Genomic DNA, 14,756 nt, shown 5'->3' with positions numbered 1-14,756 from the left:
CATGACCTCGCCAGCTCAATTTAACCCTCAAGCTTTTATCGAACTTGCATTATCACGTGGTGTGCTTAAATTTGGTGAGTTTACTTTAAAATCGGGTCGTGTGAGTCCTTATTTTTTTAATGCCGGTTTGCTCAATGATGGTGAAGCGTTAACACTATTGGCTTCAGGCTATGCCGATAAATTAACAACTTGTGACAATGTTGAAGTGATTTTTGGACCTGCGTATAAAGGCATTCCGTTTGTAGCGGCAACTGCGGTGGCATTGTCACAAAATCATGGCGTGAGCGTACCTTGGGGCTTTAACCGTAAAGAAGCCAAAGATCACGGTGAAGGCGGTGTATTGGTTGGTGCTTCGGTTGAAGGTAAAAAAGTCTGGATTATTGATGATGTGATCACTGCGGGTACAGCCATTCGTGAAGTGGTGACTGTGCTTAAAAATGCAGGTGCGCAAATTGCCGGTGTATTGGTTGCTTTAGACCGTCAAGAAAAAGGTCAAGGTAACTTGTCTGCAATTCAAGAAGTGCAAAAAGAACTCGAAATTCCAGTTCATGCTTTAATTACCATGAAAGATTTAATGGACTTCTTGGATGCTAAAGGCGAGAAAGAAGCTTTGGCGAAAATGGAAGCGTACCGTGTAAAATATGGTATCTAAGATACTATTTTTTATATAGAATTGGGCGAATATTCGCCCTTTTTTATTTTAATATGTCTGAATTAGAAAAATACGCATATATACGTTGCCGTGAATGTGGTCGTGATAATCGACTGATGATTGATACTCAAAAAACAGGGCATTATCAATGTGGGAGTTGTAATTCCCATCTCATGTTTTATGGTACGGAAAAACAGTCAAAGTATAAAAATTGGATTTGGGCGGCGATTATAGGAATACCTTTTGCTTTTATAGGTTACCAAAACTATCCAGATGAAAATAATTGGACGAATAAAAAAATACAAACTTATGAAAAAGTATGTAAATCAAAATATGCGCAAGATACTATATGGCCTTCGAAAAGGATAGAAAGCCATTGTGAATGTATTGTTAAGCGGATTACGCGGTATAAATATGAATACTATGTGAATCTTCCAAAAGAAATTAAATCTAGACTAAATAGTTATTGTTTATGGAATTAAATCAAAAAGAAGTAATTGATAAATTTAACCAACTTCTTACAGCGTACTACAAGGGAAAGCTTAGTAATTTTTGTGAAGAGTTTGATACAAAAAACCGAGAAGGCTTTTATAAGAAAATTCAAAAAAGCAGAAATCGAATGCTTAAACAAAAGGTGAGTGAAGCAACTTTAGACGAATTTAGAAAGTACATTTTTTTCATAGAAGGCAAAATATTGGAAGAAACATGTACTTTCGAAGAAAAAAAAGCTCTTCAGATGTTTAAGAGCTTTTTATGATTTATAACTAAATGATTCTTTTATATCTATTTATAAATTTTTTTGATTCAAAGTTGATTTGCTGCAAGGCCATTTCAGCTGATGTTTCCCATAAAGGTGCACTATAATTATAACCGTCTGCTAGACCATTTTGAAAAAATCGTCCTAGTGGATCAATCATTAAATATGATTCCGTCATATCATCATTATTTTCCGCACTTATAATTGATTCAAAATTTGAATGTCTTTGTAAGAATTGGGAAAACTCCTGATCAAGAATTACTAATTTATTTGAGTAAACTGGTAAAAGTTTAAAGATTTTCCATTTCTTAGGTTTAATTTGAGCAATGAAATTACTTAGGTCTTCTGAAACATTGAATTTATTCACAACGGTATTTATTTTGATTTCTATATTTGGACTATATTTTTTGACGTGATTAATAGCTGTTAAGACTTCAGAGGGATTAAATACACCTTTTTTAGATGCACGTCCGATCGCTAAATTAGTTTGCTCATTTAGTGAATCAACACTAATACCTATAGATGAAAAATTTTTGGCAATTAGTTCGATATTTTCTACGTTAAAGAGGCTGCCATTTGTAATAGCAGAAAGTTTAAAACCATATTTTTTTGATAGATTAACGATATCCTCTAATTGCCTTCCATATAAGAAAGTTTCACCACCGACTAAATTTAGGCGCAATTTGTCAAAATAAATCATCTGGGATTTTTTATTTAATAAGTGTCTGATATTTTCAATCTGCTCAAACAATGCCTCTACTTTAAATTGAGAGTGCAAGATTTCTTTGCTATTACCATCCCATTTAGCAAAACAGTAATCACATTTGTAGTTACAAGCCTCAGTAATATGCCAATTAACAACAAGTTCTTTAGGTGTATTCGACATTTCAATTTTTCCTTTAAGTTGTTTCGGATAAAACAAAATTAAGCTAGAAAAATTGATAAGTTGGAGACACTTAGGAGACAATAGCTTGATCTAGATTTTGTTCCTCACACTTTTTACATTCTAGCCTCACACCTAATTTTTCTTTCCGTCCTTCTTCAGTCATCACCCAAGGACGGTTTTGCCACGGTGGATTATGCCGAACATGTTGTGCATGACCACAGGCTAAATCTGCAACCCAGTCATTTTCCTCATCCAAATGAAAACCAATAATTGCCTGTTGCATCAACTGCTCCTGAAACTGCTTTGTACAATCATATAAAAGCTTTACCAAAATTGAGAAAAAAGAAAGATTAAACTCCGTTATACTTTTATCAATTTAAAAATATATGAGCAGATCGATATGCGCGTACTTGTTGTGATGGATCCCATCGAAAATGTAAACCTGAAAAAAGATTCCTCTATGGCGATGCTGTGGGCAGCCAGCCGTCGTGGACATGAGTTGGGTTATGCATTACAGCAAGATTTATATATCGAATATGGCAAAGCTTTTGGTTTAATTTCACCCTTAAAAGTATTTGAAGACTATAACCATTACTTTGAATTGGGTGAAAAGAAAAAAGAATCAATTGCAGATTATGACGTGGTGTTGATGCGTAAAGACCCACCGTTCGATATGAACTTTGTCTATACCACTTATATTCTGGAACAGGCAGAACGTGAAGGTGCGTGGATTATTAACAAACCGCAAAGCCTGCGCGACTGTAATGAAAAATTATTTGCCACCCAGTTTCCAGAGCTTCAGGTACCCACTTTAGTGACCTCAAATGAAGCGCTGATTCGTGAATTTCTGAAAGAACACGTCGATGTCATTGTAAAACCACTCGATGGTATGGGCGGTACAGGCATTTTCCGTTTATATCAAGATGGTATCAATATTGGGTCTACCATTGAAATGCTGACCAATAATGCGACCCAACCGATTATGGCGCAGCGTTATATCCCGGAAATTGTTGAGGGTGATAAACGTATCTTGATGATTAATGGTGAACCTGTACCTTACTGTTTGGCGCGTATTCCGCAAAATGGCGAAGTTCGTGGCAACCTGGCCGCAGGTGGATTGGGTCAAGCGCGTCCACTTTCTGAAAATGACAAAGCGATTGCTGCAAAAGTCGGTCCTTATCTCAGAGAAAAAGGACTGGTCTTTGTCGGTCTAGATGTGATTGGCAATTACGTGACAGAAATCAATGTCACCAGTCCAACCTGTATCCGTGAAATTGATGACCAGTTTGGTACATCTATCGCGGATGATTTATTTGATGTTTTAGAAGCCGGTCAAAAATAAGTCAGGTTTGATCCATGAAAATAACGCTAAAAAAGATCAAAAGTTTTTTTCAAGATGAGTGCACCCAAGTTGCGCTCAATGAAATTAAAACTTTGGTCAGAGAAAAACCAATTAAGCTGATGGGGGATGCTTTTACACTTTTTGGCGAAGCGAAATCTTTTGAATCACACTCAATTATTGGAAATCCTGTATTTAATCAGCTGGGATTACACCGGTTTCGGGTGCAAAAAGCAGCGCAATTGGCAGAACGGCGTAGGCAACATCTTGCTCATTTTATTGCTTTAGAAGATGTTGAACAATTTCAGCAGAACGGTTTTATTTTAAAAGAAAATTTTTTGTCCGATGCTGAATTTAAGCAGTTAAAGCAGGAATTGCTGGAGACAAAATTCGAGACCCGGGAAACCTTGCAAGGCGATACCGTGACACGTCGAATGTCTCTGGATCATCAAGTGCTGAATCAACTTCCTGCAACAAATACATTGCTGCAAAGCCATCAGTGGAAAAGTCTGGTTAATTATGTGGGAAGCTTCAAAGTTCAGCCCATGTATTATGTGCAAGTGATTTTATCGCATGTGCGTAAAGCTCGTCCCGATCCACAAACCAATTTACATAGTGATACCTTTCATCCAACGGTAAAAGCCTGGCTGTTTTTGACCGATGTCGCTGAAGATGAGGGGCCTTTTGTCTATGTGCCGGGTTCACATCAGCTCACAGAATCGCGTTTAAACTGGGAACACCAAAAAGCTTTATCGATTACTGAAAAGACCGATACCATGACCCGCCGTGGTTCTTTCCGGGTCAAACCTGAAGAACTGCTGTCTATGGGATATGCGCAGCCCAAGGCCTTTGCAGTTAAGGCCAACACCCTGGTTGTAGCCGATACCTATGGATTTCATGCGCGCGGTCAATCCACTCATGCATCGACGCGGATTGAGCTGTGGGCCTATGCCCGCCGAAATCCTTTTTTGCCGTGGGTGGGTTTAAATCCGTTGGCTTTACCTGTGCTGAATAAAAGACTTGTTCCGTTGTACTGGAAAGGCCTGGATTTTCTAGAGGCAAAATATCAACGCAATAATCCATGGAAAAAAGTGGGTAAACGATATGCAACCGAGCCTGCGGTCGTAAAAACCAAATAACAGTAAAAGTGACAGGATACTTTTCATTAAGTTGATTGAATCATTACGAGATAAAAAAGAGTCCAATTTGGGCTCTTTTTTAATGAAGCTTTTGGGACGAAAGCGTATTAAATTGATCGGCTGATCAAAAACAAGATCACAAAACCGGATAAAAAATGCATTAAATTGTATATTTTTCCTCGATTAATAATAAAACTAGTTTAAACTTTTAAATACGTAGAAAAAAACAATGAAGCGCCTGTTGAAAAAAAGTAAATAACCTTTCACGGTTATGCGTTTGTGATTACAATTGATCGCTTAAAATCGAATTTCGTTATCCATATTTTAGAATTGAAGAATTAGACTGTGACTGAAGCAACGCAAACAAAGCCCAAACATGTCATGATGATGGCCGCAGGTACTGGCGGGCATGTTTTTCCAGCACTCGCTGTTGCTAAAGAATTACAGCAACAAGGGGTACAGGTGTCTTGGCTTGCAACGCCAGCAGGCATGGAAAATCGTCTATTAAAAAATCACAATATTCCAATTTATCAAATTGATATTCAGGGTGTACGTGGCAACGGTGTGGTACGTAAATTATTGGCACCTTTAAAAATTTTAAAAGCAACTTTAAGCGCCATGCGTTACATGAAACAGCTCAAGATTGATGCTGTTGTGGGTTTTGGCGGTTATGTGGCAGGACCGGGTGGTCTGGCTGCACGCGCCTTGGGGATCCCGGTCATTATCCATGAGCAAAATGCGATTGCAGGTTTTACCAATACCCAGTTGTCCCGTATTGCCAAAACCGTGTGTCAGGCTTTTCCGGGTACTTTTGCTGAAAATGCAAAAATTGTGACTACGGGCAATCCTGTACGCAAAGAAATTACAGAAATTTTAAATCCGTCTTGGCGTTATCAAGAACGTGAAAAAGCGGCCAAGCCTTTACAGATTTTAATTGTCGGTGGTTCCTTGGGTGCGCAAGCATTAAATGAGCGTGTGCCGGAAGCATTGAAACAACTTGATGTGCCGATGCAGGTATTTCATCAATGTGGTCAAAACCATCAGGATGCAACGCAAGCACGTTATAGCGATGCACCTACTACATTGCAGGTTGAAGTACGACCGTTTATTGAAGATATGGCCAAAGCTTATTCGGATGCCGATTTAATTATTTGCCGTGCGGGCGCATTAACGGTGACTGAAATTGCAACTGCGGGTGTGGCCGCGGTTTTTGTTCCATTGCCAAGTGCAGTGGATGACCATCAAACTGCAAATGCCAAATTCCTTGCGAATATCAATGCTGCGAAAATTTGCCCACAAGCCAGCATGACTGCGGATCGTTTAAAAGAATTGCTAACCCCCCTGATGAATCGCCAATTGTTGTCAGAAATGGCAGTCAAAGCACGTCAAAAAGCACAACCTGATGCAACACAGCATGTGGTTCGTTTAATTCAAGAATTGTAAATTAGAGTGATATATGTCTCCATCTACTCCTGCTGAGCAAGCGAAAAAATTAATTAAAGTGCCGGAAATGCGCCGTATCAAACATATTCATTTTGTAGGGATTGGTGGTGCCGGTATGTGTGGCATTGCGGAAGTGTTAAAAAACCAGGGCTATAAAGTTTCCGGTTCTGACATCAAGGCATCTAAAACGACTGCACAACTTGAAGAAAACGGTATCAAAGTTTATATCGGTCATGCGGCTGAAAATATTAAAGATGCCAATGTACTGGTCGTTTCTACAGCGATTGATCCAGAAAACCCGGAAATCAAGGCCGCGATTGAAACCCGTATTCCTGTGGTTCGTCGTGCTGAAATGTTGGGTGAGTTGATGCGTTACCGTCATGGGATCGCAGTGGCGGGCACACATGGTAAAACCACAACCACAAGTCTCATCACTTGTATGTTGGCGGAAGAAAACATGGATCCGACTTATGTGATCGGTGGTTTGCTGAATCGTACCGGCGTGAATGCTGCACTAGGTGCGAGCCGTTATATCGTGGTTGAAGCGGATGAGTCTGATGCGACCTTCTTGCATTTGCATCCGATGGCTGCAATTGTGACCAATATCGATGCCGATCATATGGATACCTATGGCGGTAGCTTCGACGTATTAAAAGATACCTTCGTACAATTTTTACAGAAACTTCCATTCTATGGTTTAGCCGTGGTTTGTGGTGATGATGCCAATGTCCGCGAAATCATGCCGCGTATTGGCCGTCCACTTTTAACTTACGGTTTCAACGAAGATAATGACATTCGTGCGGTTGATGTGGATCAAGACGGCATGCGCACGCACTTTACCGTGTTACGTAAAGATCGCGAGCCATTGCGGGTGACGGTGAACCAGCCGGGTCTGCACAATGTACTCAATGCCTTGGCTGCCATTGGCGTGGCAACGGATGAAGGCGTGTCTGATGCGGCAATTTGCCGTGCCTTGGAAGGCTTTAGTGGGGTAGGTCGTCGTTTTCAGGTGCAAGGTGAATTTGAGCTTGAAGACGGTAATGTAAAACTGGTCGATGACTATGGTCACCATCCTAAAGAAGTGGAAGCCACCATTAAAGCTGCGCGCCAAAGCCATCCAGACCGTCGTTTGGTGATGATGTTCCAGCCGCACCGCTTTAGCCGTACCCGTGACTGCTTCGATGACTTCGTAGATGTATTGTCACAAGTCGATCAATTGCTATTGCTGGAAGTGTATCCTGCCGGTGAAAAACCGATTGTGGGCGCGGACAGTCGCAGCTTGGCGCGTAGCATTCGTTTACGTGGCGATGTTGAACCGATTTTGATTGATCCTGTAGAAGGCAATTTGCAAAATGCGGTGCAAAAAGTGTTAAAAGCGAATGACTTGTTATTAACGCAAGGCGCAGGTAATGTGGGTGCTATCTCGATTGAGCTTGCACAAAATAAATTGTATTTAAAATAATCACTTTTTGTGGTTTTGAATTTGATCGTTCAGTTATAAAGTTTAAGGATATAAACGTGGCAAATGCTTCAGAATTCGGCAAAGTTGCCGTGTTGCTTGGTGGTAAATCGGCTGAGCGCGAGGTTTCTCTAGATAGTGGTAAGGCTGTACTTGAAGCATTAGTACGCTCGGGTGTAAATGCAGAAGCTTTTGACCCGCAACAGCGTAGCGTGACTGAACTGGTCAACTATGATCGCGCATTTATTGTTTTACACGGTCGTGGCGGTGAAGATGGTCAAATTCAAGGCGCATTAGAATGGTTGAATCTGCCTTATACCGGTACCGGTGTACAAGGCTCAGCCATTGGTATGGATAAGGTCAAAACCAAGCAGGTTTGGCAAGGTTCTGAACTGCCGACTGCACCTTACCGTATTGTGACCAAAGATTCTGATTTGAATGCTGTCGTCGACAGTATTGGCTTGCCCTTCATTATCAAACCGGTACATGAAGGCTCAAGTATTGGTATGAGCAAAGTTGAACGGATTGAAGACTTTGCCAACGCGATTGAAAAAGCCACTGAACATGATGCAGTGGTAATGGCCGAAAAATGGATTAGCGGTCGTGAGTTCACGATTGTGATTCTGAATGGTCAGGCGCTTCCTGTGATTCGTCTCGAGCCGCCAAAAGATGTGGCTTTTTACGATTATGAAGCCAAATATAACCGTAACGATGTGCAGTACGGCATTCCTTGCGGTCTAAGCGAAGATGATGAAAAACGTTTGCAAGCCTTGTCTTTGCGTGCTTTCCAGGCCGTGGGTGCAAGTGGCTGGGGTCGTATTGATGCCATGCAGGATGAACAAGGCAACTTCTGGTTGTTAGAAGTGAACACTGTTCCAGGCATGACCAGTCATTCATTGGTACCTAAAGCTGCAAAAGCGGTAGGGTATAGCTTTGATGAGCTTTGCGTTGCCATTTTGGAACAAACTTTGACGGGTGCGGCTCACTAAACCATGGCTCAACTTCCTGCTTCAATGCGCCGTAAACGAGCAGCAATTACCTCCATACATGACAAGCCGCCGACCCGTAAGGAAAAGCTTGCGAATGCCGGTGGCTGGTTGTTATTGCTGGTTGCACTCATGGTATTGGCTGTAGGGGTCTATGCTTTATATACAGTCATGACCGATGCGCATGTCGCGGAACTCAATGTTGTAGGTACGCGTTCAGACGCTGAAAACAGTCAGGTCATGCAGCATGTTACCCCAGCGGTAACAGCAAATTATTTCACCTCTGATCTGGAACAAATTCGAGATCAGGCGCTCGAGTTGTCCTGGGTGGATCGCGTGGTGGTATCACGTGCATGGCCCAACTCGATTCGGGTACGAGTGATGCCGCGTCATCCCATTGCGCGCTGGGGGACTGGGCGACTGTTAAGCGACAGTGGTGATATTTTTGCAGAAGTGATTCCGCAAAATAATCAAAAATTGCCATTGCTGCACGGCCCAACCTCTCAGTCCAAAATGATGATGCGTCGCTACAATGAAATTAATCAGTTATTCCTGCCGGTCAATGTTCGTTTAAAAGAATTATATTTAACAGAACGTATGACCTGGTTTATGCAGTTTGATTCGGGTTTGCGCATTATTGTGGACCAGGATCAGACCATGAGTAAGCTTCAACGCTTGAGTCATCTGGCACAAAGTGATTTAAAACCGGTTTGGTCTAAAATCTCGTCAATTGACTTACGTTATCGAAATGGATTGGCGATACAATGGAAGAATTCAACCCCTCCAAGTATTATAAATGGTCATTTTGTTGTAACGATTGATGACACAAGCATTGCAGATACAATACCGGTAAAGCCATAATTGAACGGCTTTATATAAAATAGAGGCTTATGGCCATAAATCAACCAAACACGTAATGGTAGTAGTAGATAATGAATGAAGCTGTTCCCTCGGTTGTTGCGATTGACATTGGGACACACAAAGTTTCAGTTTTGATTGGTAAGGTACATGCGCCAGACAATATCCAAGTGATTGGGATGGCAACCGCTCGTAACCGAGGCATGAATAAAGGGAAAATTGTAAGTCTCGATAAAGTCATTACTGCAATCAAAAATGCCGTACAAGAAGCAGAAGATATGGCTGAATGCCGGGTGCATTCCGCTTGGATTTCCATCCCAAGTGCAGAATTAAAAAGCTTTTATGCATCAGGTCGTACACCTATTGAAAATAGCGACCATACCATTACCACCAGTGAAGTGGTTCGGGCGCTAGAGTTGGCCAAAGCCAGTCATTTGACCTCAGATCATTATTTGGTCAGTGCAGTGCCTTTGGGCTTTGAACTGGATGATTCGGCAGAATGGGTACAAAATCCGATTCGCATGTCTGCACATAGCATGATCGGGCATTATCAGCTCATGATGCTGCCAATCAGTACCATGCAGAATCTGGATCGCGCGCTGAAAGGTGCCAATATTGGCGTCGAGAAAATGGTGGTGTCCTGTTTGGCAACCGCTGAAGCAAGCCTGCTCAAAGATGAAAAAGAGTATGGGGCATGCCTGGTGGATATTGGGGCGGGTACCACCAATATTGCGGTATATCTCGATGGCCGCCTTGCATTGACGCATACTTTGCAACGTGGTGGCGAGCATGTTACGCGTGACATTGCAGCAGTGTTGCAGACCACCACGGAAGAAGCGGAACGAATCAAGTTATTGTATGGTTGTGTTGACCTGAAAGTGGTGAAACCTGATCATATGATTCAATTCCAGGGCATTGATGGTCCACAAACCATCAGCCGGATTGAATTGGCAGAAATTATTATTGCGCGTTATGAAGAAATTTTGACTCAAGTTCATCAAGAGTTACAACGTAACGGTGCGATTCATGGTTTATACCATGGTGTGGTACTGACAGGTGATGCAAGCCAAATCGAAGGAATGGTGAATCTGGCACGTCACATGTTGGGGGTTTCGGCACATTTAGGAAATCCGCCGGTACAGGTATATGCTGAAGAGCAAAATCAGGCAGCTTTGCGTCGTTCGCAATATGCAACAGCTGCAGGATTATTGATGTTTAGTCAAAGTGACACGCAAGATACCATTGTAGAATCTACAGATCCTGAAAAACTGTCGGTTTTTAAGCGAGTAGGTCGAGCATGGTCGGCATTAAATAATCAGTTAAAATCGATATTTTAAGTTGAATTTATTGGGAATATTGTTAGGAAGTTGTACGTCTAAGGGCTTGGACTTGACAAGCGTGTAGTTGGGCAGCATCCTAAAACATAATTTTTTATTAAGATCAAGGCAGTATACGGGCTTAAGTGACTGCCAATTACGAATTAGGAAATCCAAAGGTCATGGCCTCATTTGAATTTTTAGAAGATGATCAAAACGATAGCAACGGTCAAGCCCGTTTCACTGTATTTGGTGTAGGTGGTGCTGGTGGTAATGCTGTACAACATATGCTCGAGTCAGACATTCAGGGTGTAAAATTTGTTTGTGCCAACACGGACAAACAAGCTTTAGACCGTATGAATGCCCAATTCAAAATCCAGTTAGGCGAGCAAAGCACACGCGGTTTGGGTGCAGGTGCAAATCCTCAAGTGGGTCAAACTGCTGCTGAAGAAAGCCGTGAAATCATTCGCCAACACCTTGAAGGTACAGACATGGTGTTTGTAACTGCGGGTATGGGTGGTGGTACAGGTACCGGTGCTGCGCCAGTTGTGGCTGAAATTGCCAAAGAAATGGGCATTTTGACCGTCGGTGTGGTGACTACACCTTTCAATTTTGAAGGGAAACGTCGTCAGCAATCTGCTGAAAAAGGCATTGAAGCTTTAGAAGCACATGTTGACTCGTTAATCATTATTCCTAACCAGCGTTTGCTTAAGGTATTCCGCGATATTTCAATGAAAGACGCGTACAAGAAAGCAGATGACGTATTGCTCAATGCGGTACGCAGTATCTTTGATCTTGTGGTTCGTCCAGGTCATATCAACCTTGACTTCGCCGATTTGAAGACTGCTATGAGTACGCGTGGTTATGCCATGATGGGTGTGGGTTCAGGTCGTGGTGAAAACCGTGCACGTCAAGCGGCTGAACAAGCGATTCGTAGTCCATTGCTGGATAACGTGACTATCATGAATGCCAAAGGTATTTTAATTAACGTAACCGGTGGTGATGATGTGACTTTCGGTGAAATTGAAGAAATTACCGATGTTGTCAATCAAATTGTCGATTTGGACGAAGGTCAAGTGTTCTACGGAACGGTATTTGATCCAGATGCGCGCGATGAACTGAGTGTAACTGTGATTGCAACCGGCTTGACCCGTAATTCGGCAGATTCAGCTGATACAGTGAAACGTCCATCCTCTCAGTCTGCAACCCGTCCAGCCAACCATGTTGCGCATGCTGTTGTTGAAGATGATGATGTACCTGCAATTCAGCGTCAAAACAGTGATGCCGGTACAGCCCCTGCTCCTGCAGTAGGTGCAGCACGTCCAACACCAATGAGTATTCAAGATTATTTGAAAAATCAACAACGTAAGTAAACTAATCGTTTTAGTTCTGGTTTACAGATTTACAAAAGGTCGTAGTAATACGGCCTTTTTGTTTTTTATCAATGGCTAAATATGCTAACGTATAGCGGTTTTATGAGCAGATGATAGAAAAAATGTTGAAACAACGAACCCTGCAACGTGTCGTGAAAGCGAGCGGTATCGGTCTTCATAGTGGGCAAAAAGTCTTGATTAACTTTGTGCCGCACCATGTGGATGGGGGAATTGTATTTCGACGTATCGATTTAGATCCACCCGTTGATATTCAAGCCAATGCTATGCTGATTCAAGAAGCATTTATGTGCTCTAACTTGGTTCAGGAAAATGCCAAAGTCGGCACTATTGAACATGTGATGAGCGCCATTGCAGGGTTAGGCATTGATAACCTGATTATCGAAGTCTCTGCGTCTGAAGTGCCGATTATGGATGGTAGTGCAGGTCCGTTTATTTATTTGCTCATGCAAGGCGGACTACAAGAACAAAATGCGCCGAAAAAATTTATCAAAATTTTAAAACCTGTTGAAGCCTTGATAGAGGATAAACGCGCTGTGTTTCATCCGCATGAAGGCTTTCAACTGAATTTCACCATTGATTTTGATCATCCTGCCTTTAAAAAAGAATACCAGTCTGCAACTATCGACTTTTCTACCGAAACTTTCGTTTATGAAGTGAGTGAAGCGCGTACTTTCGGTTTTATGAAAGATTTAGACTATCTTAAAGCCAATAACTTGGCCTTAGGCGCGAGTCTGGAAAATGCGATTGGAGTAGATGAGACAGGCGTGGTCAATGAGGAAGGGTTGCGCTTCTCAGACGAATTTGTAAGACATAAAATTTTGGATGCCGTGGGGGATTTATATTTGCTTGGGCATCAAATTATTGCAAAGTTTGATGGCTATAAATCGGGCCATGCCTTAAATAATCAATTATTACGTAATGTTAAAAGCGACCCAACGAGTTACGAAATTGTAACATTTGATGACGAAACGCAATGTCCAATTTCTTATGTGAGTGTGACATAAGTCATTGTCTTTTAATGGCTGTGTTATAATATAACAAACGTGAGTGTTAAACAGGTCACGGAATTTGTGACTAATTTCAACGACATCAAAATGTCAGTTACTTTTTATTGCTTGCCAAACGTAGCATTGCTTGGCTAAGCTTAGGGTCGCTCACAAAGTCAGCAGCACCACGAATTAAATCTTGGGTATCTGGACTAAGGGATCTGGTCAGTGCTTCAGGCTTAAGCGGGGTTTGCGTTTGAATTCTTAAACGAACTTGCAGTTTATGCAAATCTTTGAATTCGGGCAATTGTGACAGTTGAACAATATATTGCTTTTGAAGATATGCCAGTTGACTAATCATGGCTTGATTGGCACCGGTAATCGTCAAAATGCCATTTTCATAACATACAACTTGCCATTGCTCTGGTTGGGGCAATAAGGGTTGAATAAGTTTTGTAAGTTTCTGCCATGCAGCAACTTGTGTAGAGAGAAACGTAAAGTTTCCTGTTTTTAAGTGTTTTCTTGTTTGTTGGAAGAGCTTGACCGGTTCAGACATACATTGTTCCTACATATTTGTGTCTTAATCTTATGCGCTCCTTTCAGTAGATATCAAGGAAGAGATCACGCAAGGACATTAACTAAGAACAGTTAAAAGAGGTTTTTTATGCATACGAGACGTATTTTATTAGCGTTTTCATTGGCAGCGTCTGCCGCATCCGTAGCTTTTGCCGATTTGGTAGAGCTAAATTCTGACGTATCAACAGATCGTATTGAACAGTTGACCCGTACTTTGGCTCAAGGTTCATATGCAGAATCAAATGATATTGATATTCCTGCTGAAACAAAAATGAGCGTCAAATTACGTGAAAAAACTGTTGAATTGAACAATGAATCGCTCGCAAAAAAATACGGTTCAAGCACCTCAAAAAGCTATTCTAACAATCCTTACTCTTGGTTGGTAGCTCATCCACTTCCTGACATGAAACGCGTAAGCTCAAATTATGGTGGTCGTACCATGGGTGGCCGCGCTGAAAACCATTCAGGTTTGGATATGTCTGCAGCAAGTGGTACGGCTATTTATGCCACTGGTCCAGGTGTTGTCACTAAATCAGGTTGGGGCACCGGTTATGGCCAATATGTTGAAATTAACCATGGTAATGGCTATTTAACACGTTATGCCCATGCATCTCGTCTAATCGCCCGTGTCGGTGATCAGGTAAAAGCGGGTGAGCATATTGCCAATGTCGGCTGTACAGGTCGTTGTACCGGCCCGCATTTACATTATGAAGTAGTCAAAGACGGTCAGCGTAAAAACCCATCCGCTTATTTAGCGATGTTGCCATAAAACTCAGTGTGACAACTTTTAAAAACCATTGTGTCGGTTTTAATTTAAAGAGCTGTAACGATTGTTAAAGAGTGTGGTAATTTAATTAAAGAGTAGAGTAAAAAGCCGCCATAGCTTCTAAGTCTTATATTATCATTGTACCGAATACTTATTGTATAAAAAACCGCCTATATTGGCGGTTTTTTTTTTTTTTTTT

The 14,756-nt window shown here is 41.7% G+C and carries 16 protein-coding genes; 13 read left to right on the top strand and 3 right to left on the bottom strand.

The features are described 5' to 3' along the window. Position 1 precedes the first annotated feature (1 nt). From pyrE to E0H81_RS05380, 3 genes are read left to right on the top strand one after another with little or no spacing between them, the layout of a single operon-like run. Positions 2-652 (top strand): orotate phosphoribosyltransferase, encoded by a 651-nt coding sequence (pyrE, locus tag E0H81_RS05390; RefSeq protein ID WP_131267764.1) that lies wholly within the window; start codon positions 2-4, stop codon positions 650-652. Positions 653-705: 53 nt separating this feature from the next. Continuing rightward, complete coding sequence (locus E0H81_RS05385) at positions 706-1,134, top strand: hypothetical protein (RefSeq protein ID WP_131317167.1); 429 nt, start codon at positions 706-708, stop codon at positions 1,132-1,134. Further along, on the top strand, positions 1,125-1,409 hold the full coding sequence (locus tag E0H81_RS05380; RefSeq protein ID WP_131317165.1) for a hypothetical protein: 285 nt from the start codon (positions 1,125-1,127) through the stop codon (positions 1,407-1,409). Before E0H81_RS05385 ends, E0H81_RS05380 begins: the two co-directional genes overlap by 10 nt. Positions 1,410-1,416: 7 nt before the next feature. Here the strand turns inward: E0H81_RS05380 and E0H81_RS05375 are convergent, their stop codons facing one another. Next, a complete protein-coding gene (locus tag E0H81_RS05375) occupies positions 1,417-2,295 on the bottom strand; it encodes a viperin family antiviral radical SAM protein (protein ID WP_131317163.1) in 879 nt (292 codons plus the stop codon). A gap of 70 nt (positions 2,296-2,365) precedes the next feature. Then, positions 2,366-2,578 carry a DUF3565 domain-containing protein gene (locus E0H81_RS05370; RefSeq protein ID WP_131317161.1) on the bottom strand — a complete coding sequence of 71 codons (213 nt, stop codon included), beginning with the start codon at positions 2,576-2,578 and terminating at the stop codon, positions 2,366-2,368. A 117-nt stretch (positions 2,579-2,695) separates the two neighbouring features. On the opposite strand from E0H81_RS05370, the gene gshB reads away from it, so the two are divergent. The 9 genes from gshB (at position 2,696) to lpxC (ending at position 13,233) form a co-directional block, all read left to right on the top strand. Then, positions 2,696-3,637: a glutathione synthase gene (gshB, locus tag E0H81_RS05365; protein WP_131317159.1), complete on the top strand. Its 942-nt coding sequence runs from the start codon at positions 2,696-2,698 to the stop codon at positions 3,635-3,637. Between the two features lie 14 nt (positions 3,638-3,651). After that, the gene (locus E0H81_RS05360; RefSeq protein ID WP_205677718.1) at positions 3,652-4,773 is read left to right on the top strand and encodes a phytanoyl-CoA dioxygenase family protein; all 1,122 of its coding nucleotides are present in this window, start codon (positions 3,652-3,654) and stop codon (positions 4,771-4,773) included. Between the two features lie 345 nt (positions 4,774-5,118). Continuing rightward, positions 5,119-6,216: an undecaprenyldiphospho-muramoylpentapeptide beta-N-acetylglucosaminyltransferase gene (gene murG, locus E0H81_RS05355; RefSeq protein ID WP_131317157.1), complete on the top strand. Its 1,098-nt coding sequence runs from the start codon at positions 5,119-5,121 to the stop codon at positions 6,214-6,216. 13 nt (positions 6,217-6,229) lie between these two features. Further along, a complete protein-coding gene (murC, locus tag E0H81_RS05350) occupies positions 6,230-7,678 on the top strand; it encodes a UDP-N-acetylmuramate--L-alanine ligase (RefSeq protein WP_131317156.1) in 1,449 nt (482 codons plus the stop codon). A 56-nt stretch (positions 7,679-7,734) separates the two neighbouring features. Further along, positions 7,735-8,664 carry a D-alanine--D-alanine ligase gene (locus tag E0H81_RS05345; RefSeq protein ID WP_131317154.1) on the top strand — a complete coding sequence of 310 codons (930 nt, stop codon included), beginning with the start codon at positions 7,735-7,737 and terminating at the stop codon, positions 8,662-8,664. Positions 8,665-8,667: 3 nt separating this feature from the next. Next, positions 8,668-9,522, top strand: coding sequence for a cell division protein FtsQ/DivIB (locus E0H81_RS05340; RefSeq protein ID WP_131317152.1), 855 nt, complete (start codon positions 8,668-8,670; stop codon positions 9,520-9,522). 71 nt (positions 9,523-9,593) lie between these two features. Then, positions 9,594-10,856 (top strand): cell division protein FtsA, encoded by a 1,263-nt coding sequence (gene ftsA, locus E0H81_RS05335; protein WP_131267756.1) that lies wholly within the window; start codon positions 9,594-9,596, stop codon positions 10,854-10,856. A 161-nt stretch (positions 10,857-11,017) separates the two neighbouring features. Next, positions 11,018-12,208 (top strand): cell division protein FtsZ, encoded by a 1,191-nt coding sequence (gene ftsZ, locus E0H81_RS05330; RefSeq protein WP_131317150.1) that lies wholly within the window; start codon positions 11,018-11,020, stop codon positions 12,206-12,208. Between the two features lie 122 nt (positions 12,209-12,330). Further along, entirely contained in the window at positions 12,331-13,233 is a 903-nt protein-coding gene (gene lpxC / locus E0H81_RS05325) for a UDP-3-O-acyl-N-acetylglucosamine deacetylase (protein WP_131317148.1), read from the top strand. Positions 13,234-13,330: 97 nt separating this feature from the next. Here the strand turns inward: lpxC and E0H81_RS05320 are convergent, their stop codons facing one another. Further along, positions 13,331-13,771, bottom strand: a complete 441-nt coding sequence (locus E0H81_RS05320; protein WP_131317146.1) for a DUF721 domain-containing protein — start codon at positions 13,769-13,771, stop codon at positions 13,331-13,333. Positions 13,772-13,879: 108 nt separating this feature from the next. Here E0H81_RS05320 and E0H81_RS05315 point away from each other — a divergent pair, with 108 nt between their 5' ends. Further along, positions 13,880-14,560: a M23 family metallopeptidase gene (locus tag E0H81_RS05315; RefSeq protein ID WP_131317144.1), complete on the top strand. Its 681-nt coding sequence runs from the start codon at positions 13,880-13,882 to the stop codon at positions 14,558-14,560. Positions 14,561-14,756 lie beyond the last annotated feature (196 nt).

The organism is Acinetobacter terrestris (assembly GCF_004331155.1).
GTDB lineage: Bacteria > Pseudomonadota > Gammaproteobacteria > Pseudomonadales > Moraxellaceae > Acinetobacter > Acinetobacter terrestris.
This window is presented reverse-complemented; position numbering and strand designations above follow the sequence as displayed.